Here is a 23,216-nt window from a genome sequence, read left to right as displayed (position 1 = left end):
CCAGTGGCGTTACCGCATCTGCTTGCCGGTTTAAGGGCCGGAAGGAGGAGCGGAAGGCATGAATGTACTTGAAATGGTAGAGATCAGCAAGACATTCCCCGGTGTTAAGGCGCTGGACCATGTGAACTTCAAGGTCAAGCAAGGGGAGATTCACGCCTTATGCGGCGAGAACGGCGCGGGCAAATCCACATTGATGAAGGTACTGAGCGGATTGTACCCGGCGGGGACGTACGGCGGAGAAATCCTGATCAATGGGGAGAAAAAGTCGTTTCATAGAATAACGGATGCGGAGAAGGCCGGTATCGCGATTATTCATCAGGAGCTGGCACTCGTGAAGGAAATGACAGTCGGAGAGAATATTTTCCTGGGAGCTGAACCGGTCAGACGCGGGGCGATCCAGTGGAATGAGCTCTATCATCAGGCTTCGCTATGGCTGAAGAAGGTCGGGCTGAATCTGTCTCCGGACACGAAGATCGGTAATCTCGGCATCGGCCAGCAGCAACTGGTGGAGATCGCCAAGGCACTCTCCAAGCATACCAAGATTCTCATTCTGGATGAACCGACGGCAGCTCTGACCGAGAGCGAGGTGTCTATCCTGATGGGCATTCTGAACCAGCTGCGGCGCGAAGGGGTAACCTGTGTCTATATTTCACACAAAATGCCTGAAGTGTTCGCACTGGCTGATTCGATCACCGTGCTGCGGGACGGGCGGACGGTAGCTACACTTGACCGCAGTGAGACAGATGACGATCAGATTGTATCCCTAATGGTTGGACGTGAGCTCACGGAGCGGTATCCGCGCGTGGAGCATTCGCCTGGGAACAAGGTGCTTGAGGTCAAAGATTATAATGTATGGCACCCGGAGAAGCGCCAGCAGAAGGTGCTCCGCGATATTGAATTCAGCCTTCGTCAAGGTGAGATACTGGGCATTGCCGGGCTGATGGGCGCCGGACGCACGGAACTTGTCAGCAGCCTGTTCGGCGCCTATGGGGGCCGGGCCGAAGGAACGGTGCTGATTGAAGGCAAGGCCATTAAGATCCGTTCTATAGCCGATGCGATCAAGGCGGGGATTGCCCTGGTTACGGAAGACCGTAAACGCCAGGGACTGGTCATGGGAATGGATGTCAAACGTAACACCACTTTAGCCACACTGGGCAAAGTCGCAAGGCTGGGGGTCATCAATGAGAATGAGGAAATTAAGTGGGCAGACCGGTACGTGCAGGATCTGAAGACGAAAACAGCTTCGCTGGAGACGCTGGTAGGCACACTGTCCGGGGGGAACCAGCAGAAGGTCGTTATCGGCAAGTGGCTGATGAGTGACCCCAAAATTCTGATTATGGACGAACCTACCCGGGGCATCGACGTCGGGGCGAAGTACGAAATATATAATTTGATGAATCAGCTGGTAGAGCAGGGAGTGGCCATTATTATGATCTCCTCGGAGCTTCCGGAGGTACTGGGCATGAGCGACCGGATTCTGGTGATGTGTGAAGGGCAGTTCGTACGGGAATATGATTGGCGGGAAGCGACGCAGGAGAATATTATGCTGGCCGCTACGGGAGGTAGATAGAGATGCAGTTGCAAAAAGAGTTTAAGGAACCTGAAGCGGTTCCGGCAGCCGGAGGATCGCGCTTACGCGGCTTGTTCGGCAAAATGGATATGCGGGCCTATACGATGGTGGGTGCATTAATACTGATCTGGGTGCTGTTCGGAGTACTGAATCCGACCTTCCTGACTTCGCGGAATCTGTCCAATCTGTTCACGCAGATGTCAGTGACCTCCATTCTGGCCATTGGCATGGTGCTGGTCATTGTGGCAGGGCATATCGATCTGTCTGTCGGCTCCATCGTTGGACTGACCGGCGGCATGGCAGCAATTCTCAGCAACTGGCTGGAGCTGCCGGCTATTGTAGTCATCCTTGGCACACTGGCCGCAGGTGCAGTGCTGGGCCTGATTCAGGGCTGGCTGGTGGCGTATAAAATGATCCCCGCCTTCATTGTCACCCTGGGGGGGATGATGGTGTTCCGCGGCGTGCTGATGGGTGTGACGGAGTCGATGACCATTCCGGTGTCTGATCCGGTGCTGGCCTTGCTCGGCAATGCTTATTTTGCTCCGGGCTTCGGTATCATCCTTGGTGTGATCGCAGTAGGACTACTGCTCTGGAGTGCATTCAATAAACGCCGTTCCCGCAAGAAATACGGCTTCGAAATCGCCCCGCTGGGCCTGGACATCGCCAAGGTGGCCGGACTTGCCCTGCTGGTGGTGGCTTTTGTAGCCGTGATGAACAATTACAAGGGCATACCGTTCCCGATTATTTTCGTAATTGTGCTGGCGGTCATCTTCTATTTCCTGTCGACCAAGACTACCTTCGGCCGTCATATCTATGCAATAGGGGGCAATATTGAGGCGGCACGCCTCTCCGGCATTAACATCAAGCGCAAATCCATGCTGATCTTCGTGCTGAGCGGATTGCTGGGCTCGATCGCCGCCATCGTGCTGACCTCACGCCTGGCCTCGGCCACTATCACTGCGGGTAATATGGCTGAGATGGATGCTATCGCCGCTTGCGTCATTGGCGGCACTTCGCTGATGGGCGGAGCCGGCACAGTCATCGGCGCCATTATCGGGGCACTGGTGATGACCTCGCTGGATAACGGAATGTCGCTGATGGGACTTGAATCCTTCTGGCAGTATGTCGTCAAAGGCTCGATTCTGGTCATTGCCGTCTGGCTGGATATTTCCAATCGCAGCAAGGGTGTGAAATAACGGCAGCACCAGCAGGTTAAACAATTTCAGCAGAACAGCCAAAACAGCCGGTTAAGGACAATGGGACTGAGTCCCATGTTGACCTTGGCCGGCTGTTTGCTGTGCCTACAGAGCCGCTTATTCGACAATAATCTTGGCGCTCATCTCACTGTGGCCGGAGCCGCACATGATCGCGCAGGTGACCTCGAAGGTTCCCGCCTCCTCGGGGAGAATCACCTTGGAGGAATCTTTGGCATCCAGCCGCAGCTTCATCTCAGGCACAAGAATGCCGTGGTTGCCGCTTTCATTTTTGAAGATGATTTTGACCGGTACGCCCTTTTTCAAACGGTATTCTTTCTGGTCAAAGCTGTAGTTGGTTGCTGTAATGACGATTTCTTCTTCCGCCGTAAGATTGGTGTCGGCAGCCGAGCTGTTAGCGCCGCCAGGATTGCTGCTGTCCGTGCCGGTTCCGCAAGCCGTAAGCAGAAGTGCAAATACAATAGAACAAAGAATAGCCGCTTTCCTGATCATTAGTAGCCTCCTAAAAGGTTTGTGGGCATAGACCTGCTGAACTTCTTCGTACAGAACTTGCTTCGGAAGCTTATGCTCAGAGTTTTGATAACAGGTGTCATTAGCATAGCTTAAATCACGATGGTTGTCTTGGATAATCTGTGAGGAATTGTTTGACCGGAAGCTGACTCCAAACTTTGTCGAAAATTGCAAAAAAATGATGCAAAAACAATTAAAATTTATTATAATTAAAGCTATTATAATTTCAACTTTATATAATTTGGTTAGAAGTAGGGGATCCACATTATTTTAGCCCACGAATCGCAAAGTGCGGAGAAATGGCACCGCAGAATATTGAACGGATACTGGATTGTTGTGCTCTGTATGCTGGCAGCCCAATTTATTTTTATGCTGTCCTCCCACTCCTTTGAAACTAAGACCATCCTCATTCCCAGTAAGGGCCACTTATTCATCGCCTGTAATCTGATGATCATTATAGCTATGGCTTCCGCCGAGATTTGGCTGCGTAAGTCACAGCATTATCATAAGCAGGCCATTGTGATCAGCGGGTTTATCGTTTCTTATCTGATGTATTTTGTGCTGGAGCCTTTTGTAGACGGTGCCCAGATGACACTTATGATGCCGATTATGATTGCCCTGATCTATTTCGACCAGCGGGTGCTGCACTATCTCGGGGTATTTAGCACGCTATTCTATAGCGGAATTTATTTCGGGCTTGAGCGGCCGTTGCTGGACAAACCGTTGCTGGAGTTTCTGATCGTAGAATGTGCGTTTATTGTGTTCGCCGTGATGACGCAGGCTGTCATTGTCAGGGCCCGTGAGACCCGCGAATATCTGGAGCAATTGACCAAGTCTGAGCAGGGGCTGATGGTGGAACGGGCGATTTCCGACAAGCTGCTGAAGACCGATGCGCTTACCGGCCTGTACAATCACAAAACCTTTCATGAATATCTGGATTCGCTGCTGGAGCAGTGCTCGAGCAACGGGCTGAGGCTGCAACTGGCGCTGTTTGATATCGACAACTTCAAGCGTGTCAATGATACGTACGGACACTGGGTCGGCGATCTCGTGCTTAAGGAGGTGGCAGCGAAGGTGAATGGTCTGATCGGGTTGAATGATTTCGCGGCGAGATACGGCGGGGAAGAGTTCGCGGTGATTTTTACGGATAAAAGCTTTCAGGAAGCCTATGCTGCCGTCGAGGAGATGCGGGTAGGTATAGCTGCTATGGAGCATCCGTACGCCGGAGGCAAGCCGATTACGGTCAGTATCGGGTTCTGCGATTATCAGCTGGGGGACGGCAAGGAAATGCTGTTCCGCAAGACGGACGAAGCGCTCTACAGTGCCAAGCGTGGCGGCAAAAATGCTGTCGTCACGGCTGCTGTCACCCATGGCGATGATCCGATGGTGTCCTATGCGTAATTATTAGTTTAAAAAATTTTTTAATTACAACAAACCCCCAGTATCCGGTATAATCCGGGGATTGGGGGTTTCGTTGTGTGCTGAAACGGATACCCGTCCCCTAAGGACGGTTTAGCCGGTTCTACTTGGCCGCTTCAAACGGAGTGGATACCGGCAGGAAGAGGTCGATAATGCCAATGACCAGGGCTGCGAGCAGCGCTCCAAGAATGGTGACACTGACTCCGCTCACAATGAACTGGGCAATCCAGATCACCAGTGCGCTGACCAGGAAACCGACGATACCGCGGCCGAAGGGTGTTGTTTTTTTGCCGAAAATGCCTTCAACCACCCAGCCGAGCAGAGCTATAACCAGCGCAAGCACAAGAGCGCTCCAGAATCCCCCGACTGTGAACTGCGGGACAATCCAGCCGACCACCATCAGAACGATTGCAGCGACCACGAAACGTACCACATGACCTAAGAATTTCACCTAAATTAACCTCCTTTGGCGTTCGCGTAAGGATATGTGCGTTGTTATTGTGGCCCGCAGCCGCTTTTCTATGCCCAGAAATCATACCCAAATAGCGAAAATGGGCTGAATTAGGTATAATGTAACCATCTATGAAGGGAGCTGTGACAGTAATTGGACGACAAAATTTTGCATACGCTTGAATATCGCAAGATTTTAAATAAATTGATGCAGTATACGCAGACACCGATGGGACGACTGACTGCCGAATCGCTGAAGCCCTCCGGAGATTTCGAAGGAGTGAAGCTGCTCCTGCAGGCTACGGATGAGGCTGCTAATGTTGACCGGCTGAAGGGGATTCCTTCCTTCCGCGGTGTGACTGACATCAAGCCCGCCTTGAAACGCGCTTCGATCGGCGGAATGCTCGGCACCGTGGAACTGCTCTCTGTCGGCAACACCATCGGCGGAGCCCGCAGAGTGAAGCGGTTCCTCGGGGCGATGCATGAGGATGAGAAGATTCCTACTCTCTTCGCCCAGAGCGATCTGCTCTCGGAGCAGAAGCATGTGGAGGATGCCATCCGCCTGTGTATTGACGAGAATGCGGATGTAATGGACTCGGCCAGTACAGAGCTAGCCTCCATCCGCCGGGAGCTGCGCGGCGGCGAGACCCGCATCCGCGAGAAGCTGGATTCCATGATCCGCTCCTCTTCGGTATCGAAGATGCTGCAGGATCAGCTTGTGACGATCCGTGGTGACCGGTTTGTCATTCCGGTCAAAGCGGAGTACCGTGCCCATTTCGGCGGCATTGTGCATGATCAGTCCGGCTCCGGGGCGACGCTGTTCATTGAGCCGGAATCGATTGTGGCGATGAACAACAAGCTGCGCGAGACAAGGCTGCGCGAGGAGCGGGAGATCGAGATCATCCTGCATCGCCTGACGGCACTTGTCGGCGATATTGCCGAAGAGATGGCTTATGATATCGATATTCTCGGCGAACTCGATTTCATCTTCGCCAAGGCACGCCTGGCACGTGACATGAAGGCTACCCAGCCGCGTATGAATGACCGCGGCTACCTGCGCCTGCGCAAAGGGCGCCATCCGCTCATTCCTGCGGAGCAGGTCGTGCCGCTGGATGTGGAGCTGGGCAACCAGTACAGCTCGATTATCGTGACCGGCCCGAATACCGGCGGGAAGACGGTTACCCTGAAGACCATCGGTCTCCTCAGCCTGATGTCGATGTCAGGATTGTTCATTCCGGCAGAGGAAGGCAGCCAGATGTGCGTCTTCGATGCGATCTATGCCGACATTGGCGATGAGCAGAGTATTGAGCAGAGCTTAAGTACGTTCTCCAGCCATATGACCAATATTATCTCCATCCTGAAGAGAATGACGCCGAAGAGTCTGATTCTGCTCGATGAAGTGGGAGCAGGAACGGATCCGGCGGAGGGATCGGCCCTGGCGATTGCCATTCTGGAGAATATCCACCGTACAGAATGCCGGATGGTGGCAACTACGCATTACAGCGAGCTGAAGGCTTACGCCTACGAGCGCAAAGGCGTCATCAATGCCAGTATGGAGTTTGATGTGGCCAGCCTGAGTCCTACCTACCGGTTGCTGATCGGTGTGCCGGGACGAAGCAATGCGTTCGCCATTGCCGAGCGCCTCGGGCTGCCGAATGCCATTCTTGAGCATGCGCGCGGCGAAGTCAAGGAAGAAGACATGCGCGTCGAGCACATGATCGCTTCCCTGGAAGAGAACCGCCTCACCGCAGAGAATGAGCGTGAACGGGCCGAGGGTCTGCGCCGCGAAGCGGAAGAATTCCGCAAGCGGCAGCAGCTGGAGCTGGAGAAGCTGGAAGGCCAGCGCGACAAACGTCTGGAGAAGGCGGAGAAGGATGCCAGCGATATTCTCGCCAAGGCGCGTAAGGAAGCCGAGGAGATCATCAGTGACCTCCGCCGCCTGGCAATGGAGGAAGGGGCGTCCGTCAAGGAGCATAAGCTGATCGAAGCCCGCCGAAGACTGGATGAAGCGGAGCCTGCACCGCGCAAGAAGGTTATCGCCCGCAGCAGTACCAAGGCGCCGCGGAAGATTCAGCCCGGAGATGAAGTCAAGGTGGCTAATGTGAATCAGAAGGGTCTTGTTGTAGAGCTGAGCGGTGCCAAGGAAGCCGTGGTGCAGTTCGGCATCATGAAGATGAAGGTTAATCTGAGTGATCTGGAGTTCCTGGCCTCCGCACCGGATTCGCCTCCCCCGGCTCTGCGCCGGGCTACGACAGTCAAGCGTACGCGGGATGAGAATGTCCGCACCGAGCTCGATCTGCGCGGGGCCAATCTGGAAGAGGCCATTATGGAAACCGACCGTTTCATCGACGAAGCATTCCTCGGCAATCTGGGGCAGATTTCGATTATCCACGGCAAAGGCACGGGGGTATTGCGGACGGGGATTCAGGAATATCTGCGCAAGCATAAGCATATCAAAAGCTATCGGCTCGGGAATTACAACGAAGGCGGCGCGGGCGTAACCGTGGCTGAACTGCAGTAGCGTCCGGCAGAAAGAGGGGGAAGTATGCAAGATAATATTGATCTTTTGCTGGATCATCCGCTGGGAGCGCTGCTCGGCTACTTCACAGTGGCCATATTGGGTCTGGTGGTATTCCTGTCCTTCTTTGAAATGGTGACTAAATACAACTGCTGGGAAGAAATCCGCAAGGGGAATGTGGCCGTAGCGATGGCAACCGGGGGCAAAATCTTCGGCATCTGCAATATTCTGCGCTTCAGCATTGAAGCGGGAGCATCGATCTATGAGACGATGAAATGGTCGGCTGTGGGTTTCCTCCTGCTGCTGCTGGCGTACTTCCTGTTTGAATTTCTAACCCCCGTCTTTTCGATTGATGACGAGATTGCCGCGGATAACCGGGCCGTGGGACTGACAGCAATGCTGATCTCCGTTTCATTGTCCTATGTCATCGGTGCTGCTATATTTTAATTTAGGGAGCAGGGAAATATGAAGATTCTGGTTCGGGTTCTGTTCATTTCCGCTCTGGCGTTTATAGCGGCCGGGATTATATATTTATTGATGCACTGAATTGAACCTAATGTGAGGAACGAAGGAGATTATACAGATGGAAACGACAGTATGTCCTTGGTGCCATACCGAGATTGTATGGGATGAGGAGTTTGGTCCGGAGGACACTTGTCCTCATTGCAATAATGAGCTTAGCGGTTACCGCACAATTACAATAGGCGCTGACGATCTTGAAGATGAAGAGGTAGACCCAGAGGATGCTTCCGTAGATGAAGAGGTCAGTGACGAGGGTCTGTGGGATGACGAAGGTGACCAGGATAGTGTGGTTCCCATATTTAATACCCTGGTCCAGTTCGGCGATGATTATGATCTGACGCGTTATGAGCAGAGTGTCTCCAGCTTGCTGGCTGCGCAGCTGGAAGCGCCAGAATGTCCACAATGCCATGAGCTGATGATTCACTCGGGCACACAGCAGGTAAGCGGATTTACCCCGGCAACGCCAGAAGCGCTTGGCGGCGGACCGGTGCTGAAGCCGCCATTCTCGCTGAATCTGTTCGTATGTCCTTCCTGCTTCCATGTGCAGCATAGCCTGGCGCAGGAAGACCGCATTCAGCTTGTACGCAATCTCAGCACTGCATCGGAATAAGCTTGAAATTCATGCTTTCCCTGTAATTTGGACATGTTATGTTTACATGAGATGTCCAGAATAGCAGGGAGGTATAGCATGAGGAGGTTATTACGGAACCAGGCAGCGCTGCTGCTTGCCGTGGGCGGGCTTTACCTGCTGGCTACGGTGCTGGCAGGTACTTTTTTGAACGTATATTTATGGAAAAGCCGGCAGAACTTCGCCATGATCGGCTGGTTTACGGTTGCCCAGCAGCTCGCAGTCGGACTAAGCTTCTGGCTGGGCGGCAAATGGGTGAAGGAGCATAACAAAATGAATGCCCTGCGGCTGGGAATTGCCGTTTCGGGCTTTTTTTATTTGCTGGTGCTCTGGCTGCGCGGAGAAGCGGTGCATTATATCTGGCCGCTGGGACTCATTCTCGGTCTTTCGATCGGGTTCTACTGGCTGGCTTTTAATATTGTTTTCTTTGAGATTACCGAGGCGGGCAACCGCGATTTCTTCAACGGCTGGATGGGACTGCTGGGTTCGCTGACTGGCATTGTGGGTCCGTGGGTGTCCGGGGTGCTGATCTCCCACTGGCAGGGAGAGCGGGGATATCGTATCGTATTTATTCTATCACTCTGTATCTATGGAGTGGCTGCTGTACTCAGCTTCGGGCTGGAGAAGCGGCCGCGCGGCGGAACCTACCTGTGGCTGGAGCCCTGGCGCGAGCTTAGCCGCAAGGAGAGTCCATGGCGGCCCGCTGCGGCGGCGCTGCTGTTCCAGGGAGTACGGGAGGGCGTATTCTCGTTCCTGATCGGACTGCTGGTCTATATTGCGGCCCGTGAGGAGAGTAAGCTTGGGCAGTTCGCACTGATTACCTCGGCAGTTTCTTTGATCAGCTACTATGCGGCCGGCAAATGGTTCAAGCCCGGAATCCGCTTCAGGGGGATGCTGGCCGGCAGTCTGCTGCTGGCCGCTTTCATTCTGCCGCTTCTGTGGAAGGTGAATTACGCCACGCTATTAATTATGGGCATTGGAACCTCGCTGTGTATCCCGCTCTACATGCTGCCGATGACGTCTACCAGCTTCGATCTGATGGGTGTCTCTGAAGAGAGTGCCGGCAAACGGGTAGAGCTGGTTGTGCTTAGAGAGCTGAGTCTGATGACAGGGCGGCTGATGGGGCTGCTTGTGTTCATCGCTGTGCTGTCGGTCAATCAGTCCCCGCAGGCTGTCACAGGGCTTATGCTGCTGCTGGGAACGGCTCCGCTGGGTGGCTGGCTGGTGCTGCGGCGGTTGCTGAAGCAAGGAAGCATAACAGGATAACTTGAGCTGAACAGATCCGGGTGCAGGTGCTGAACCGGCTTGGATCTAGCCGGGATATCCTGGTACAAACGTTATTTATGAGGAGGCATGGGCATCCATGGCCAAGAAAAAAAGCTACAGCCTAAGGACAACGGTAGCGGTGATGATATCTGCCGTTGTAGTCCTGGTGCTGCTGGTCTTATATATTATATTCCGCAATCAGATTATTCCCCAGACCCGGCATGCCCTTGAGGATAAGGCTATTACGATTGCCCGCACGATTGCCCTGATGCCGCTGCTCTCAGAGGGATTAAGCGAAGGGAACAGCAAGGGGATTCAAGCCTATACCTCCAAGATTACGCGCCGCAATGATATCCTGTTTGTTGTGGTGATGGATATGAACAGCATCCGGTATTCACATCCGGATGCCTCCAAGGTCGGGCTGCCCTTCGTGGGTGGCGGGCAGGAGGCTGCGCTGCACGGACAAGAGAGCATCTCCGAAGGAACAGGGACGCTCGGGAATTCTTTGCGGGCATTCGTGCCGGTCTATGATGGCAGAGGCCATCAGCTCGGGGTCGTAGTAGCCGGATTGTCAATGGACAGGGTGCAACGTCTGGTCAGGCAGAATGAATGGACGATTATTGCCATTCTGGTCTCAGGTGCGCTGTTTGGAGCCGGAGGCGCCTTTGTTCTGGCCAGGAGGATCAAGCAAATGATGTTCGGCATGGAGCCTGCCGATATTTCCAGACTCCTGCAGGAACGCAGCGCCATGCTGGAATCCATTCGCGAGGGGATTATTGCGATTGACCAGGAAGCGCGCATTACGCTTATTAATATGGAGGCGCACCGGCTTCTCAAGGCGGCAGGAATTAACGGCGCCGTTGTAAACCGGCAGATTACCGATTATTGGCCAGAGCTGCGTCTGGAGCATGTGCTGTCCAGCGGGGAGGGAAGGCAGGACCAGGAGCTGGAGCTGGGCGGTATCTCCCTGCTCGTAAGCAGCCTGCCGGTCCGCGTAGGCGGCGAGATTGCCGGAGCTATTGCTACATTTCGTGACAAGACCGAGCTGGCTGTGCTGGCCGAACGGCTGTCGGGTATTGCTGTCTACGCAGATGCCCTGCGGGCAGGTGCCCATGAGTTCATGAACAAGCTGCATGTCATTATGGGCATGACGCATATGGGCTTATATGATGAGCTGCAGCAGTATATTCTGGGAACGGCAAGTAACTACCAGCAGGAGATCGGGGCCATCACCAGACAGATTAAGGACCCGGTTATGGCTGGTTTTCTGCTGGGTAAGCTGAGCCGGGCGCGCGAGACGGGAATCGAGCTGCTGCTGACTGCGGACAGTGATCTGCCGGAATCGGCAGATTCACAGGTGATTCATGAGCTGATTACCATTGCCGGGAACTTGCTGGACAATGCGATGGAAGCGCTGGGCGGGTCCGGGACAGACGAACACAGCAGAGGCGTACACAGCAATAAGCGGGTCAGACTTGCTTTTCACTATGAAGAAGGCAGGCTGCTGTGTGAGGTTAGCGACAACGGGCCTGGGATTCCGGAGGCATTCCGGGAACAGATCTTCGTCCAGGGCTTCTCCTCTAAGGGGGAACACCGGGGAATCGGACTGTATTTAGTCAGGAAGAGTGTAGATAAGCTGCAGGGACATCTTCAGATTGCCGCCTGCAGCGGGCCGGGAACCACGTTCATCGTTAATGTGCCATATGCTGCAAAGGGTGAGGAGAGCCAATGAACATTAAAGTGCTGATTGTAGAAGATGACCCGATGGTAGCGAAATTCAACCGCCATTATCTCGAACAGATCCGGGGCTTCGAGTTCGCGGGCTGGGCGGCTTCAGGAGATGAGGCCTTGAAGATGCTGGCCGAGCAGGAGATCGATCTGCTGCTGCTGGATATCTATATGCCCCGTACCAGCGGGCTTCAGCTGTTGTCCGCGCTACGGGAGCAGGGAAGCAAGGCGGATATCATTGTGATCTCCGCCGCCAGCGATAATGCGAGCATCCGCAAAGCGCTGCAGAACGGGGCTGTGGATTACCTGATCAAGCCATTTGAGTTTGCCCGGTTTCAGGCGGCTTTGTCGGCATACCGCGAAGACTTTCAGTTAATGCACAAAGAGCATCTGAGCCAGGAACAGCTGGATAAGCTGCTGCGCCATTCCGTTGCGGAGGCTGAAGAAGGCAAGGCTGAGGTGCCGGCTTTGCCCAAAGGTCTTACCGAAGGCACACTGGAGAGCATCTGGAATACGATTAAGCAGCTGCAGAACCCGGTATTCTCCACTGAAGATATCAGCAGCCACGCACCGATCTCGCGGATCTCCGTCCGTAAATATCTGGCTTTTCTGACCGGGGCGGGCATTCTGGAGATGGAGCTCAGCTACGGCGCGGTAGGCAGACCGGTGTATATGTATAAGGTGAAGCCCGAGGGGCATGAACTTATAAGCAAATATATAAGCGGCTGAGCGTTAGCGGGGACCTTCGGGTCCTTTTTTTATAATTGTCAGGTACGCGGAAGCTTCCCTCCATACTGCGCCCGCAGCTGCTGGAGCTTGTCAAGATTGCTCAGGTTATGATCCCGGCCCACCAGTCCTACACCGAGAATCAGATTCTCAATGATGTAGATAGGGCCGACCATTGAATGAAACTCCCAAACCTCGCCTCTTCCTGCATACAACACGATATCTGCATCCTGTGACCGGGGATATACAAGTCGGTCAGTGATCAGAATGACCTGATAAGCTGCCTCCCGTGAATGGTCCAGAATCACCTCGATTTCGGGTAACAGCTGCACAAATCCAAAAACCAGTACCACATCCTGTTTGTCTGCATGCATTAGGGTCTCCAGCAGCTCATGGCCGCTCGGAGCCATCCGCTTCATCTGAAGACCAAAGCGCGCCATCCGGTAGATCATCAGTTCAGCCAGTCCGCCGCAGGGGCCGGGACAATAAACATATACAATCCGTGCAGCAGACAGACTGTTTACCGCGGACTGCAGCGACGTCTCATTCAAATAACGGTGTGTCTCCTGCAGATGGTGAAGGGAATTATTCAGCAGTAGCTGGGGGAGTGAACTATCATCGGATCGCTCCATTGCGTCACGCATTTTAACCGAGGGCGTAGATTCGAACCGGAACCGTAGCCGGTTTTTGAAATCCTTGGCATGCTTGAAGCCGGCTGCTTTCCAGAAACGTGAGACGGAGGCGATGCTCAAATGGAGCTCGTCAGCAACTTCCTGCTCTGTCATATAGACAACCCGCTGCTCATTCTTCTGGATAAAATCGGCGATGATCCGCTGGTTGGGTGAGAACGGGCGGTGATTCCAGTCTTTATACATATGCGTTTCCTCCGGATGTACTCTTTTTACACAATATAACGCTTGAAGATGTTGTAAATATTTTTACAGCGTTAAAAATTCTGAAAAAAATATTACTCCAGCTTAACAAATGGAAAAACCTGTGCTGACATGGCCTTTTTATAATAAAGATAAATTCCTGTAGGGAGGCCAACTGTTTATGAGCACGTTAAAGACCCGCTACACGCTGACCCAATCTCAAAAAATGATGATTTTTGTGCTGTCGATGTCGCTGTATGGTTTGTCTAATATGTTTACGGAGCTGGTGCCTAGCATCCAGTTGGGTCCGGTTGAATTGTCGATTGAATATTTCGCTTTCATTCCTCTGACCTTATGTATGCTGTTTCACCCGTTGTATGCAGCTGTAGGAGCGGCTGTCGGCGAAGTGATCTTTGGTGAGCTGATGCTGGGTCAATTCGGCGGACTGGGCGAACTGGAGAAATTCATTACCTTCTCTCTTGCGATGTATACAGCAGGCCTTATGGTATCCGATCCGAAGAACCGTAGACAGGTAGGCGCAGCCGCAATTACCGGAGTGGCGATTCACCAGTTTTTTAGCTCAGCGGTAGATATCTTGAAGGTATGGGTCGGTGTGGAGGAACTGGAAGCGGTTAAGGGTCTGGCGGAAAGTATCGTCATCATCGAAGGTGTCGGATTTCTGAATGATGTGCTGTTCTCGGGCATTCTGTTCGCCCTTCTGCCTACGATGTATCTGGTTCCCCGCTTGTACGGCAAGATTGAGCCGCTGCTCGGCATGAAGCCGCGTGAGCGGAATATGAAATATGCATCCGGGGTCTGGCTGTCGCCAAAGCTTGTCATTTCAGGTACGATTCTGATCATGGTTGCGCTAGGTTCTGAATTGTTGTCGGAATCAGGCTGGAACTTCGGTGATTTTGAATTTGCCTGGGCTGAATCAGGTGAGGAAAAGCTGATCTGGCTGAGCATGCTGGTTGCCGTCATCATTGCGGTTGTGACCATTCTATCGCTAATCCGGCGTGCTGCACGCAGGCGTCAGGAAGGAGGACAGGCAGATGCATGAACTGGTCCTGGAGCTTAGAGGAGTGTCCTTTACTTACCCGGGGGCGGAACAATCTGTACTGCGGGATGTATCCCTGCAACTGGAGAAAGGGGATTTTGTTGCCGTGATCGGCAGCAACGGATCCGGCAAATCCACACTCTGTAAATGCTTCAATGGATTAATCCCGCATTATTACACAGGAGATTTCGCCGGAGAAGCGATGATTTGTGGTCAACCGGCGGAAGGGCGGAGTGTCTCTGAACTATCCAGGCATATCGGTTATGTCTATCAGGACTTCGAGAACCAGCTGGTGCGTCCGACCGTGCTTGATGATGTTTCTTTTACCCCGCTGAACTATGGTTTTGCGGACTACAAGGAACGGGGAGAACGGGCGCTGGCGTTGACCGGACTTAGCGAACTGAGAAATGAATTTATCTGGCAGCTTAGTGGTGGGCAAAAGCACTTGCTGGCTCTTGCGGGAGCACTAGCAATGGATCCGGAAATACTGGTCATAGATGAGCCGGTAGCCCAGCTTGATCCGCAGCATGCACGTCATATCTATGATATCCTGCGGCAATTGAATGAGCTGCACGGGAAGACCATCGTAGTCATTGAGCACCATACCGAATTTATAGCAGGATACTGCAGGAACGTTATCCTAATGGATAAAGGATCCATACGCTGGCAGAAGCCGGTACGTGATGCTTTGTCCTCGGTACAAGAATTGCTGGAGCTTGGCATTTATCCGCCGGATGTGACCAGAGCTGTCTGGATGCTGGAGGAGAATGACCGGAACGCAGGACAGTTCCCTTTGACCCCTGAAGAGGGGCTTGACCGGATGATCCGCCGTAAAGGGCCGGCTGGGCAGGCCGGGTCCGCCTATCCAGTCTGCGGGCAGATCCGCACAGGCGTAGGAGATGTGGATTCTATCGTTAAAATGAAGGATGTTCACCTGTCGTACCGCACGATTCACAAGACACTTCATCCTGTTCTGAACGGGGTAAAGCTGGAGCTGAAACACGGGGAATCGGTAGCCCTTATCGGTAACAACGGTGCAGGGAAATCATCCTTAATGAAACTGATTTCAGGTATTGCCAGACCCTCCTCAGGAACGGTTAATGTGAAAGGCATAGAAGTCAATGGTGTGCCGCCCGAGCGCCTGTCCGGTACGGTTGCTTATGTATTTCAGAATCCGGAGGATATGTTTATCGAGGATTCTGTACGCAAAGAAATCTCCTATTATCTGAAGGCCCGGAAGTTAGCGGATACAGACCGGAGAGTAGAAGAGATGCTCCAGGCGTTCCGGCTTAGTGAGCTCGCTGAGAGGGATGCCCGTCTGCTGAGCGGCGGTCAGCAGCGGCGGGTATCCCTGGCAATCGGTGCCGCTGTCCGCCCTGCAGTTATGCTGCTTGACGAGCCCACCGCGAATCTGGATATTTCGACCAAGCAGGAAATGGTTAGCGTCCTTGAGACATTGCGGAGCCATGTGGAGACGGTGGTAATCGCCACTCATGATATGCAGCTTGTGTCTGAATGGGCCAGTAGAATTATTGTTATGCATCAGGGACAGATCATTGCTGACGGAACGAAGGATGAAATATTTGCTGACGGAATGCTCTTGAGGCGTGCCGGATTGGCAGAGACACAATTAATGAAGCTAAGCCGCATACTCGGCCTGCCGCGCATTTGCTGCAGCCTGGACGAGTTTGTGAGCCAAGTGGAGCTACAGAAGGAGGTGGCCGGAATCTATGGAGGCTGTTAAAAAAGCGCTGGACCGGATCTCTGTAGAACAGATCAAGCTGGAATTACTGGGGACCGCGTATAACAACAGCGCTACCTTTCTGGGCAGGCTTGACCCCCGGACACTGCTGTTATGGTATTTGTTTTTTGCCATCGTGCCCTGGTTTGTGCATAACCGGACAATCTTATTAGGAATGTTCGTGTTCATGGTCATAACAACTGTCCTGTCACGGGTTAGTCCGCTAATCATCTGTATCCTGTGCCTTGGCCTGACCGGACAGATCGGCTGGATGTTCGTGCTGACGCTTTTTTTCGGAGGGGGGAGTGAATCCCTGCTGCCAATGTTAACGCTGACGCTGAAGCTTTCTGTCATTTCACTGGCGAGCATCACTGTATTCTCCAGTCTGGATCCCGAACGGCTTAGTGACGGACTTTTATCCTTAGGCATACCTGATGCCTTTGCATTTAGTTTATCTTACGGTTATCGTATTCTGCCTACTTTGCTGGAAGAATTCCACCAGATATTGTTGTCCTTCAGACTCAGGGGGCAAAGACCGCATCGTCACGGGGTGTTCTACTGGAGAACAGTTGCGTATTACTTGCGGATTGTGGTGCTGGTCTTCTACCCGCTCATGCTCAATACAGCCAAACGGTCGCGAACCACGATTGAAGCGCTGGAGACACGCGGATTCAGCTACGGTCTCAGCAATCCGAAGGTGAAGAAGATCAAGCTGTCCTATTTGCGGATGAAGAGGCCGGACTGGGCTTTTTTATCCGGTTCAACGATTTACATTATACTGCTGTTCTGGTTTGGAACCCTGTACCCTGAGCTGGTGTATTAACCTAATCTGCAAACTTAAAAGGAGCCTAACCTATATGAATATTGATCTGCACACACACGGAAAATTGTCTAAGAAATCAGCATTTTCCCCGGCGTATTTCGCAGAAATGATGTCGGAAGCTAAAGTGAACGGACTGCAGGCAGCCGCTTTGACAGAGCATTTTAATACTTCTAATTTCTTCGCAATGTACGAGGCACTGGATCAGATGTATCCGTATAACGGACATTACTATGATGTGGACGGGCTGAAGCTGTTTCCGGGAATGGAAGTGGATATTGCCGAGACAGGCCACATCCTGCTGATCGGGCTTAAGGAGAATGTTCTTGCTGTCCGTTCTTTGCTGGAAGATTACACTGCTCAGTGTAGCTTTATTCCTTTCAAAAGACTGCTGGATCTGGCGGATGAATTCAATCTGTGGAAAATAGGGGCCCATCCGTTCCGCACCTCTACTCCACTTCATCAATTGGACCCTCAGCTGCTTAAGCGGCTGGATGCGTTTGATTTCAATGCTAAAGATATTTACGTGCAGGGGGCTGAAGCCTACAAGAACCTGATTACGCCATTTGCAGAGAAGCTTGGCGTTCCTGTGGTTGCCGGCAGTGACAGTCATCAATGCCTGCAGTATGGCAGCGTAATAAACCGGCTACATGTATCCTGCTCTACAGTTGAGGAATTGAAGGAGGCTATTAAGCAGGGGGACTATGAGATGGAGCTTTCGCCGTGTCTCCATACCAAGGTGAAGGCTTCGGTCATGATGAAGAAGCTGCTGAAGCAGCTTGCCGGCGAAGTGCCTTCCAGGGATGAAGCGGAGATTGGCTATCTGGCTTAAAGCGGCCCTAAAATATTATGAAGTCATGTCCGGACTCCTCCGGCCATGACTTCATAGGTAATGTCTTCTATGCTTCCGGGGATGATTTACGCTACGCCTTGCGGTTTTAAGCAAAAGCCAGCTTCAATGCCTGCGGATGGAAGGAACCCATAATTTTATAAGCTTTCAAATGCGGATTGTTCATATCATTATCGTAAATTATCATATGCTGCCCGCCTTTGAGAATGATATCAAACCGCTGCTTCCGGTCAGCCTGTACGATGGTAATATAATAGCTGTATTTGTTGTCTGTGCTTACATTCCGCGCTGATTTCATTAACCGGACGTCGGCGAAATCATCACATATTTGTTTGATGGCCTCAGGCTCCGTAACCACAATATCCTTCTGTTCACCGGGAACAGAGGACAGACGGGTGATTTCAAGGGAGGCGATATCCTCCAGCCGGATGGTTCTGGACACCACTTTGTTGAAGGAAGTGTAACGGTTTGCTGTATAGGTCATTAGAGAAACACCAGCTGCGGTCAGGATGGCGCCGGTAAGCACATATTTTTTGCTTTTGTCCATGGTTCAGTTCCTCCTACTCATACGAATGTGTAAGTCCCAATTATAAAACTATAAACTTCCGTACGCAAATTCACTTACTTTAGTTACTTAATGATTTCTTTAATTACGTAAGCTTCCAAGGACAGCCCTTTTGCCGCTATGCTAATTGTGAAAATATGCACAAGGGGGCAAGCATTACTATGAAAAAGAGATTTGCAGCGACTCTTATACTCGTTCTTTCCGTTATGCTGGTTATCGCAGGCTGCGGTAACAACAATGCGGGCGGCAGTGTCAATGAGAGCAAGGGTAAGAACAGCGCAACCACAGAGCCTGCAGCAACCACTGCACCTAAAGAGACAGCCGAAGCCGTATCGGGAGCATCCGAAGCGAGCTATACACCGTACGATCAGTTAAAAGATAAATATGATATCATCATTGTCGGCGCAGGCGGTGCCGGAATGTCGGCAGCGCTGGAAGCCAAGGCTAACGGCATGAACCCGGTTATTCTCGAGAAAATGCCGGTTGCCGGCGGTAATACTACCAAATCCTCTTCGGGTATGAACGCTTCGCATACGAAGTTCCAGAAGGAGCAGGGCATCGAGGACACCAATGATCTGTTCTATGAAGAGACGCTAAAAGGCGGTCACGACACGAATAACAAGGAATTGCTCCGTTTCTTCGTGGATAATTCCGCAAGTGCCATTGACTGGCTGGATTCAATTGGAATCCGTTTGAACAATATTACGATTACCGGCGGAATGAAAGAGAAGCGTACCCACCGTCCCGAAGACGGTTCAGCAGTCGGTCAATATCTGGTTGCAGGACTCGTAAGAAATGTACAAGAGCAAGGGATTCCATTGTTCGTTAATGCGGACGTGAAGGAACTTACAGTGCAAGATGGCAAGGTGAACGGCGTCAAGGTGCTGTTTAACCAGGCCGATGAGAAATTGATTACTGGAGCAGCAGTTATTGTTACAACCGGCGGTTTCGGTGCGAACAAGGAATTGATCTCCGAGGTTAGACCTGATCTGGAAGGATTAGTAACCACGAATCAGATCGGCAGCACCGGCGACGGCATCAAGATGATTGAGAAGGTTGGCGGCACAACGGTGGATATGGATCAGATCCAGGTTCACCCGACAGTACAGCAGGAGAAATCCTACCTGATCGGTGAAGCTGTGCGGGGCGAAGGCGCAATCCTTGTCTCAAGCACCGGCAAACGTTTCGGTAATGAAATGGATACCCGCGATAAAGTGACGGCTTCCATCAATAAGCTTCCAGAGAAATCCGCTTATCTGGTATTTGATTCCGGTGTGAAGTCCCGTGTCAAAGCGGTGGACCAGTACATCAAGATGGGTGTTGTCAAAACAGCGGATACCACCCGGGCGCTGGCAGAACAAATGAATGTTCCGGCAGATCAGCTGAAAACGACCGTAGATACCTGGAACAGCGCAGTGAAGAATAAGTCGGATGCGGAATTCGGCAGAACTACAGGTATGGACAATGATCTATCCGGCGCACCGTACTATGCGATTCAAATCGGCCCGGGAATTCACTACACCATGGGCGGTGTGGTGATTAACACCAATACAGAGGTCTTGAACAAAGACGGCAAAGCGATCACTGGACTTTTTGCAGCAGGCGAGGTAGTCGGCGGATTACACGGCCAGAACCGGATCGGCGGGAACTCTGTAGCCGAGATCATTATTTTCGGACGCCAGGCAGGGATCAAATCTGCTGAATTTGTAAAAGCGCAATAAGCTATTATTCCATAATGTCGGGTTTATCATAAAAAGGGATGCTCCGCAGCCATCAGGCTCGCGGACATCCCTTTTTGCATGTGCCTTTTGCTGCTCCCGCCGGAAGCAGCAAGGCTCCCTTAGCTATGCTCTATGCTGGTTACGCCTGGATTGCCGGGGACGGCGTAGGCTTCGCTGTACGGGTTAGTGAAAACAGCTCCAGCTCGGGGCGTACCTTGCCGGCAAGGGTATCTGAGAGAAGTTCGGCGGCGATCATGCTGTAGACGGTTCCATTGCCCCCGTAGCCTTCAATGAAATAGCTGTGCGGGTACTCCGGATGCGGCCCTATATAAGGCAATCCGTCACGGGTGGAGCCGAAGACCGCTCCCCAGGAATATTCGGCTTCTATTCCCTGAAGCTCCGGGAACAGGGCGACAAGCTCCTCGAGCAGCCGCTGGCTCTGGGAGAGCACACGGACATCGCGGCGCTCCGGACTGGTGAGCTGCTCATCCTTGCCTCCGGCAATGATCCGGCCGTCCGGAGTGGTCCGGAAGTACAAATAGGGCCGCGCGGTTTCCCAGAGCAGACTATGTTCATACCACTTTGGAAAGTTCAGAACAGGCTTGGTCATAATAGCGTAGGTATTGATCAGCTCCGCACCCCGGTCCTTTTTCATATCCTGGGTTTCATACCCCATGGCAAACACAACATTCTTCGCAATGATCCGGCCATTCTCCGTGTGGCAGACTACGCCGTCAGCACTATATTCATAATTAAGGGCTTGGGTATGCTCGTAGACGCGGACTCCGCCGGAATGCGCTTTGTCAATCAGACTGTGCACGGTTCGCAGCGGATTAGTCTCGGCATCTCCCCTGGAGAAGAGCGCAGCCGGTTTGGAGAAGGAATAATGCGAGCGGATGGTTTCTTCATCCCAGAACTCTGAATCAAATCCGTGCCGTGTCAGGTTCTCATGCTCCAGCCGCAGAGCGGGTACATCTTCAGGAACGCTGGCATACAGCAGACTGCTGCGGGCGATGATCTGCGGATCGATGTCCAGCTTGCCCGGCAATTCGAGAATGGAGCGGACGCCCTGCTGGCACAGCTTGTAGAACAGCACGCCGTTCTCTTCCCCGAAGGTATTCATGCAGGCGGTCAGCGATTTGTCATTCGCTATTTGCAGCAGTCCCGTATTGGCGTGGGAGCTTCCGCTGCCTACCGCTCTTTTGTCGATGAGGACTGTATCTGCTCCGCTGAGGGACATGCGGTAGGACATTATCGCCCCGCCCATACCGCCGCCTATAATGAGACAGTCGCAGGTGATATCTCCTTCAAGTACCGGATAAACCGGCGGATGAGGCAGAGTATTCTCCCAGGGCAGTTGCCCGCTGTTGAGTTTCATGGTTTGGTCGCTCCTTTGTATGATAACGATAGGGTATTATTTGCAAATGTTCAGCCGCTCATGCGCTGGTATAACGGTGATGAATCAATTTTGCTGAAGGCACCTTTGCGCTTTTTGGCACATAAAGAATTCCGCTCTGCGGCATACTAAGGAACGCTTGAACATCCAGAAGGAGGGATTACCGAACATGCAATCGAACCAAATGCAGGCACTAAGCGGAAAAGAACTGGAATATATCGCTGATTCCATTTCCAACGAGGATTTGCTGATTAAGCAGCTGGCCGCTACAGCCGGAACCACTCAAAACTCCACGGTGCAAGGAATCTGTGTACAGCAGATTCAAAGCCACACACACCATATGGACATGCTTGTACAGCTGCTGCATCAGCATCAGCAATATGCGCCGACGCAGCCGCAATAAATACTGCAGGAAGCAGTAGCTCACGAAATTATTACACACAAACTTAGCGTATGCTTTCGGAGTGAGTTTGTACGAAGATCACTCAAGAAGCAGAGGCTCACAAACTTTAAGGAGGTTTTACTGTGTACGCACAAAACGGAACGCCATTCATGGCGGATGAAGATTTACTGAACACGGTTCTGGCTGATTTGAAGCGGACAGTCCGGGAATATACAACAGCAGCCACAGAGTCGAATTGTCAAACGGTACGCCGCGTGTTCAACGATTTAACGATGGATACGCTCAGACTTCAGGGTGAGCTGTATATGCAAATGTCGCAGCTCAACATGTATACCCCTCCAGGGAAAGCGCTGCGTCAGGATATCGACAAGCAGATTCAGAGCGCCCAGCAGACACAGCAGAAATGCCAGCAGTTCGTGCGTGAGAAGACAGGTGGAGCCGGTGCCTATAACCAGGCCTCCAATGTTCCTGTGCACCAGGCTAATGTGCAGCAGCATAATAATGGTTCTTACTATATGTAACCCTCACGCGGGGCGGATGAAGCATAGGACTCCCCGTCCGCTGGTGTGGAGAAACACAAATAAAAAGATCCATTGTAACCCCGCCCCGGCGGGGTTATTTTGTTTGCAGAACTGTCATTTTCGTGTCATATTAATACTAAACTCTTTTCGCAGGCGCTCTGCCCTGAAGCAGGGGTACCGGACTGGCGAACTATCCGGAGGGAAGGCATGAAGGAAATGAATGATTTGAAGAGGAAAGTGCTGGAACTGCTCAAGGAGGACGCGCGAAGCTCAACGGCTTTAATGGCAACCTTGCTTGGTGCGGAAGAAGAAGATGTCAAGACCGTAATTGCACAAATGGAACAGGATCATGTCATTGTGAAATATGCTACTGTGGTCAATTGGGATAAGGTGGACGATGAACGGGTAACTGCACTGATCGAGGTTCAGATCACACCGGAACGGGGCCGCGGGTTCGAAGGAATCGCCGAGCGGATCTATCTGTATCCGCAGGTCAAATCCGTCTATCTGATGTCCGGCGCATACGATTTGCTGGTCGAAGTGGAAGGCCGCAATCTGCGGGAGGTCGCCAATTTCGTCTCCGAGAAGCTGTCGCCGATTGATGCGGTACTCTCTACCAAAACTAATTTTACGCTCAAAAAATACAAACAGGACGGTATCATCTTTGAAGAGCATGAAGAAGACAACCGTCTGATGATATCTCCGTGAAGGATGTAATG

General features: G+C 52.3%; 22 protein-coding genes. 17 read left to right on the top strand and 5 right to left on the bottom strand.

The features are described from left to right. Nucleotides 1-58: 58 nt before the first annotated feature. A complete protein-coding gene (locus MKZ24_RS28710) occupies nt 59-1,570 on the top strand; it encodes a xylose ABC transporter ATP-binding protein (RefSeq protein WP_042234116.1) in 1,512 nt (503 codons plus the stop codon). A 2-nt stretch (nt 1,571-1,572) separates the two neighbouring features. Continuing rightward, the gene (locus tag MKZ24_RS28705) at nt 1,573-2,766 is read left to right on the top strand and encodes a sugar ABC transporter permease (RefSeq protein WP_445324177.1); all 1,194 of its coding nucleotides are present in this window, start codon (nt 1,573-1,575) and stop codon (nt 2,764-2,766) included. A 117-nt stretch (nt 2,767-2,883) separates the two neighbouring features. Here MKZ24_RS28705 and MKZ24_RS28700 read toward each other — a convergent pair whose 3' ends face one another. Further along, nucleotides 2,884-3,276 (bottom strand): cupredoxin domain-containing protein, encoded by a 393-nt coding sequence (locus tag MKZ24_RS28700; RefSeq protein ID WP_042234120.1) that lies wholly within the window; start codon nt 3,274-3,276, stop codon nt 2,884-2,886. Between the two features lie 333 nt (nt 3,277-3,609). On the opposite strand from MKZ24_RS28700, the gene MKZ24_RS28695 reads away from it, so the two are divergent. Next, nucleotides 3,610-4,695: a GGDEF domain-containing protein gene (locus tag MKZ24_RS28695; protein ID WP_052416144.1), complete on the top strand. Its 1,086-nt coding sequence runs from the start codon at nt 3,610-3,612 to the stop codon at nt 4,693-4,695. A 121-nt stretch (nt 4,696-4,816) separates the two neighbouring features. Here the strand turns inward: MKZ24_RS28695 and MKZ24_RS28690 are convergent, their stop codons facing one another. After that, nucleotides 4,817-5,164, bottom strand: coding sequence for a phage holin family protein (locus tag MKZ24_RS28690; protein ID WP_042234122.1), 348 nt, complete (start codon nt 5,162-5,164; stop codon nt 4,817-4,819). Nucleotides 5,165-5,317: 153 nt separating this feature from the next. Between MKZ24_RS28690 and MKZ24_RS28685 the strand changes: the two genes are divergently transcribed. The 6 genes from MKZ24_RS28685 to MKZ24_RS28660 all read left to right on the top strand — a co-directional run bounded on the left by MKZ24_RS28685 (nt 5,318) and on the right by MKZ24_RS28660 (nt 12,554). Next, nucleotides 5,318-7,684: an endonuclease MutS2 gene (locus tag MKZ24_RS28685; RefSeq protein WP_340789109.1), complete on the top strand. Its 2,367-nt coding sequence runs from the start codon at nt 5,318-5,320 to the stop codon at nt 7,682-7,684. A gap of 24 nt (nt 7,685-7,708) precedes the next feature. Beyond that, nucleotides 7,709-8,128 carry a DUF350 domain-containing protein gene (locus tag MKZ24_RS28680; protein WP_042234127.1) on the top strand — a complete coding sequence of 140 codons (420 nt, stop codon included), beginning with the start codon at nt 7,709-7,711 and terminating at the stop codon, nt 8,126-8,128. 136 nt (nt 8,129-8,264) lie between these two features. After that, nucleotides 8,265-8,813 (top strand): hypothetical protein, encoded by a 549-nt coding sequence (locus tag MKZ24_RS28675; protein WP_340789106.1) that lies wholly within the window; start codon nt 8,265-8,267, stop codon nt 8,811-8,813. A gap of 78 nt (nt 8,814-8,891) precedes the next feature. After that, nucleotides 8,892-10,097, top strand: a complete 1,206-nt coding sequence (locus MKZ24_RS28670; protein ID WP_340789103.1) for an MFS transporter — start codon at nt 8,892-8,894, stop codon at nt 10,095-10,097. A gap of 97 nt (nt 10,098-10,194) precedes the next feature. Beyond that, nucleotides 10,195-11,829, top strand: a complete 1,635-nt coding sequence (dcuS, locus tag MKZ24_RS28665; protein ID WP_340789101.1) for a DcuS/MalK family sensor histidine kinase — start codon at nt 10,195-10,197, stop codon at nt 11,827-11,829. Next, nucleotides 11,826-12,554 (top strand): response regulator, encoded by a 729-nt coding sequence (locus tag MKZ24_RS28660; RefSeq protein ID WP_340789099.1) that lies wholly within the window; start codon nt 11,826-11,828, stop codon nt 12,552-12,554. The genes dcuS and MKZ24_RS28660 overlap by 4 nt, the downstream gene beginning before the upstream one ends. Before the next feature lie 38 nt (nt 12,555-12,592). Here the strand turns inward: MKZ24_RS28660 and MKZ24_RS28655 are convergent, their stop codons facing one another. Further along, the gene (locus MKZ24_RS28655; RefSeq protein ID WP_340789096.1) at nt 12,593-13,426 is read right to left on the bottom strand and encodes a MurR/RpiR family transcriptional regulator; all 834 of its coding nucleotides are present in this window, start codon (nt 13,424-13,426) and stop codon (nt 12,593-12,595) included. 178 nt (nt 13,427-13,604) lie between these two features. Between MKZ24_RS28655 and MKZ24_RS28650 the strand changes: the two genes are divergently transcribed. The 4 genes from MKZ24_RS28650 to MKZ24_RS28635 are packed head-to-tail and all read left to right on the top strand — an operon-like array spanning nt 13,605 to nt 17,873. Further along, on the top strand, nt 13,605-14,483 hold the full coding sequence (locus MKZ24_RS28650) for a hypothetical protein (RefSeq protein WP_042234137.1): 879 nt from the start codon (nt 13,605-13,607) through the stop codon (nt 14,481-14,483). Beyond that, on the top strand, nt 14,476-16,224 hold the full coding sequence (locus MKZ24_RS28645) for an ABC transporter ATP-binding protein (RefSeq protein WP_340789094.1): 1,749 nt from the start codon (nt 14,476-14,478) through the stop codon (nt 16,222-16,224). Before MKZ24_RS28650 ends, MKZ24_RS28645 begins: the two co-directional genes overlap by 8 nt. Then, nucleotides 16,211-17,044, top strand: coding sequence for an energy-coupling factor transporter transmembrane component T family protein (locus tag MKZ24_RS28640; protein WP_340789092.1), 834 nt, complete (start codon nt 16,211-16,213; stop codon nt 17,042-17,044). The genes MKZ24_RS28645 and MKZ24_RS28640 overlap by 14 nt, the downstream gene beginning before the upstream one ends. Before the next feature lie 34 nt (nt 17,045-17,078). Then, nucleotides 17,079-17,873: a PHP domain-containing protein gene (locus MKZ24_RS28635; protein WP_340789089.1), complete on the top strand. Its 795-nt coding sequence runs from the start codon at nt 17,079-17,081 to the stop codon at nt 17,871-17,873. A 106-nt stretch (nt 17,874-17,979) separates the two neighbouring features. Here MKZ24_RS28635 and MKZ24_RS28630 read toward each other — a convergent pair whose 3' ends face one another. After that, the gene (locus tag MKZ24_RS28630) at nt 17,980-18,438 is read right to left on the bottom strand and encodes a hypothetical protein (RefSeq protein WP_340789086.1); all 459 of its coding nucleotides are present in this window, start codon (nt 18,436-18,438) and stop codon (nt 17,980-17,982) included. 179 nt (nt 18,439-18,617) lie between these two features. Here MKZ24_RS28630 and MKZ24_RS28625 point away from each other — a divergent pair, with 179 nt between their 5' ends. Then, complete coding sequence (locus MKZ24_RS28625; protein WP_340789085.1) at nt 18,618-20,177, top strand: flavocytochrome c; 1,560 nt, start codon at nt 18,618-18,620, stop codon at nt 20,175-20,177. A gap of 139 nt (nt 20,178-20,316) precedes the next feature. Here MKZ24_RS28625 and MKZ24_RS28620 read toward each other — a convergent pair whose 3' ends face one another. After that, nucleotides 20,317-21,555 (bottom strand): NAD(P)/FAD-dependent oxidoreductase, encoded by a 1,239-nt coding sequence (locus MKZ24_RS28620; protein ID WP_340789083.1) that lies wholly within the window; start codon nt 21,553-21,555, stop codon nt 20,317-20,319. A 187-nt stretch (nt 21,556-21,742) separates the two neighbouring features. Between MKZ24_RS28620 and MKZ24_RS28615 the strand changes: the two genes are divergently transcribed. The 3 genes from MKZ24_RS28615 (at nt 21,743) to MKZ24_RS28605 (ending at nt 23,205) form a co-directional block, all read left to right on the top strand. Then, on the top strand, nt 21,743-21,976 hold the full coding sequence (locus tag MKZ24_RS28615) for a hypothetical protein (RefSeq protein WP_039308384.1): 234 nt from the start codon (nt 21,743-21,745) through the stop codon (nt 21,974-21,976). A gap of 122 nt (nt 21,977-22,098) precedes the next feature. Next, nucleotides 22,099-22,497, top strand: coding sequence for a spore coat protein (locus tag MKZ24_RS28610; RefSeq protein WP_042234146.1), 399 nt, complete (start codon nt 22,099-22,101; stop codon nt 22,495-22,497). Between the two features lie 207 nt (nt 22,498-22,704). Next, a complete protein-coding gene (locus MKZ24_RS28605) occupies nt 22,705-23,205 on the top strand; it encodes an Lrp/AsnC family transcriptional regulator (protein WP_039308379.1) in 501 nt (166 codons plus the stop codon). Nucleotides 23,206-23,216 lie beyond the last annotated feature (11 nt).

The organism is Paenibacillus sp. FSL R7-0297, from assembly GCF_038009025.1.
Taxonomy (GTDB): Bacteria; Bacillota; Bacilli; order Paenibacillales; family Paenibacillaceae; genus Paenibacillus_AQ.
The sequence above is the reverse complement of the archived record's forward strand: the minus strand, read 5'-3'. Positions and strand labels throughout refer to the sequence as shown.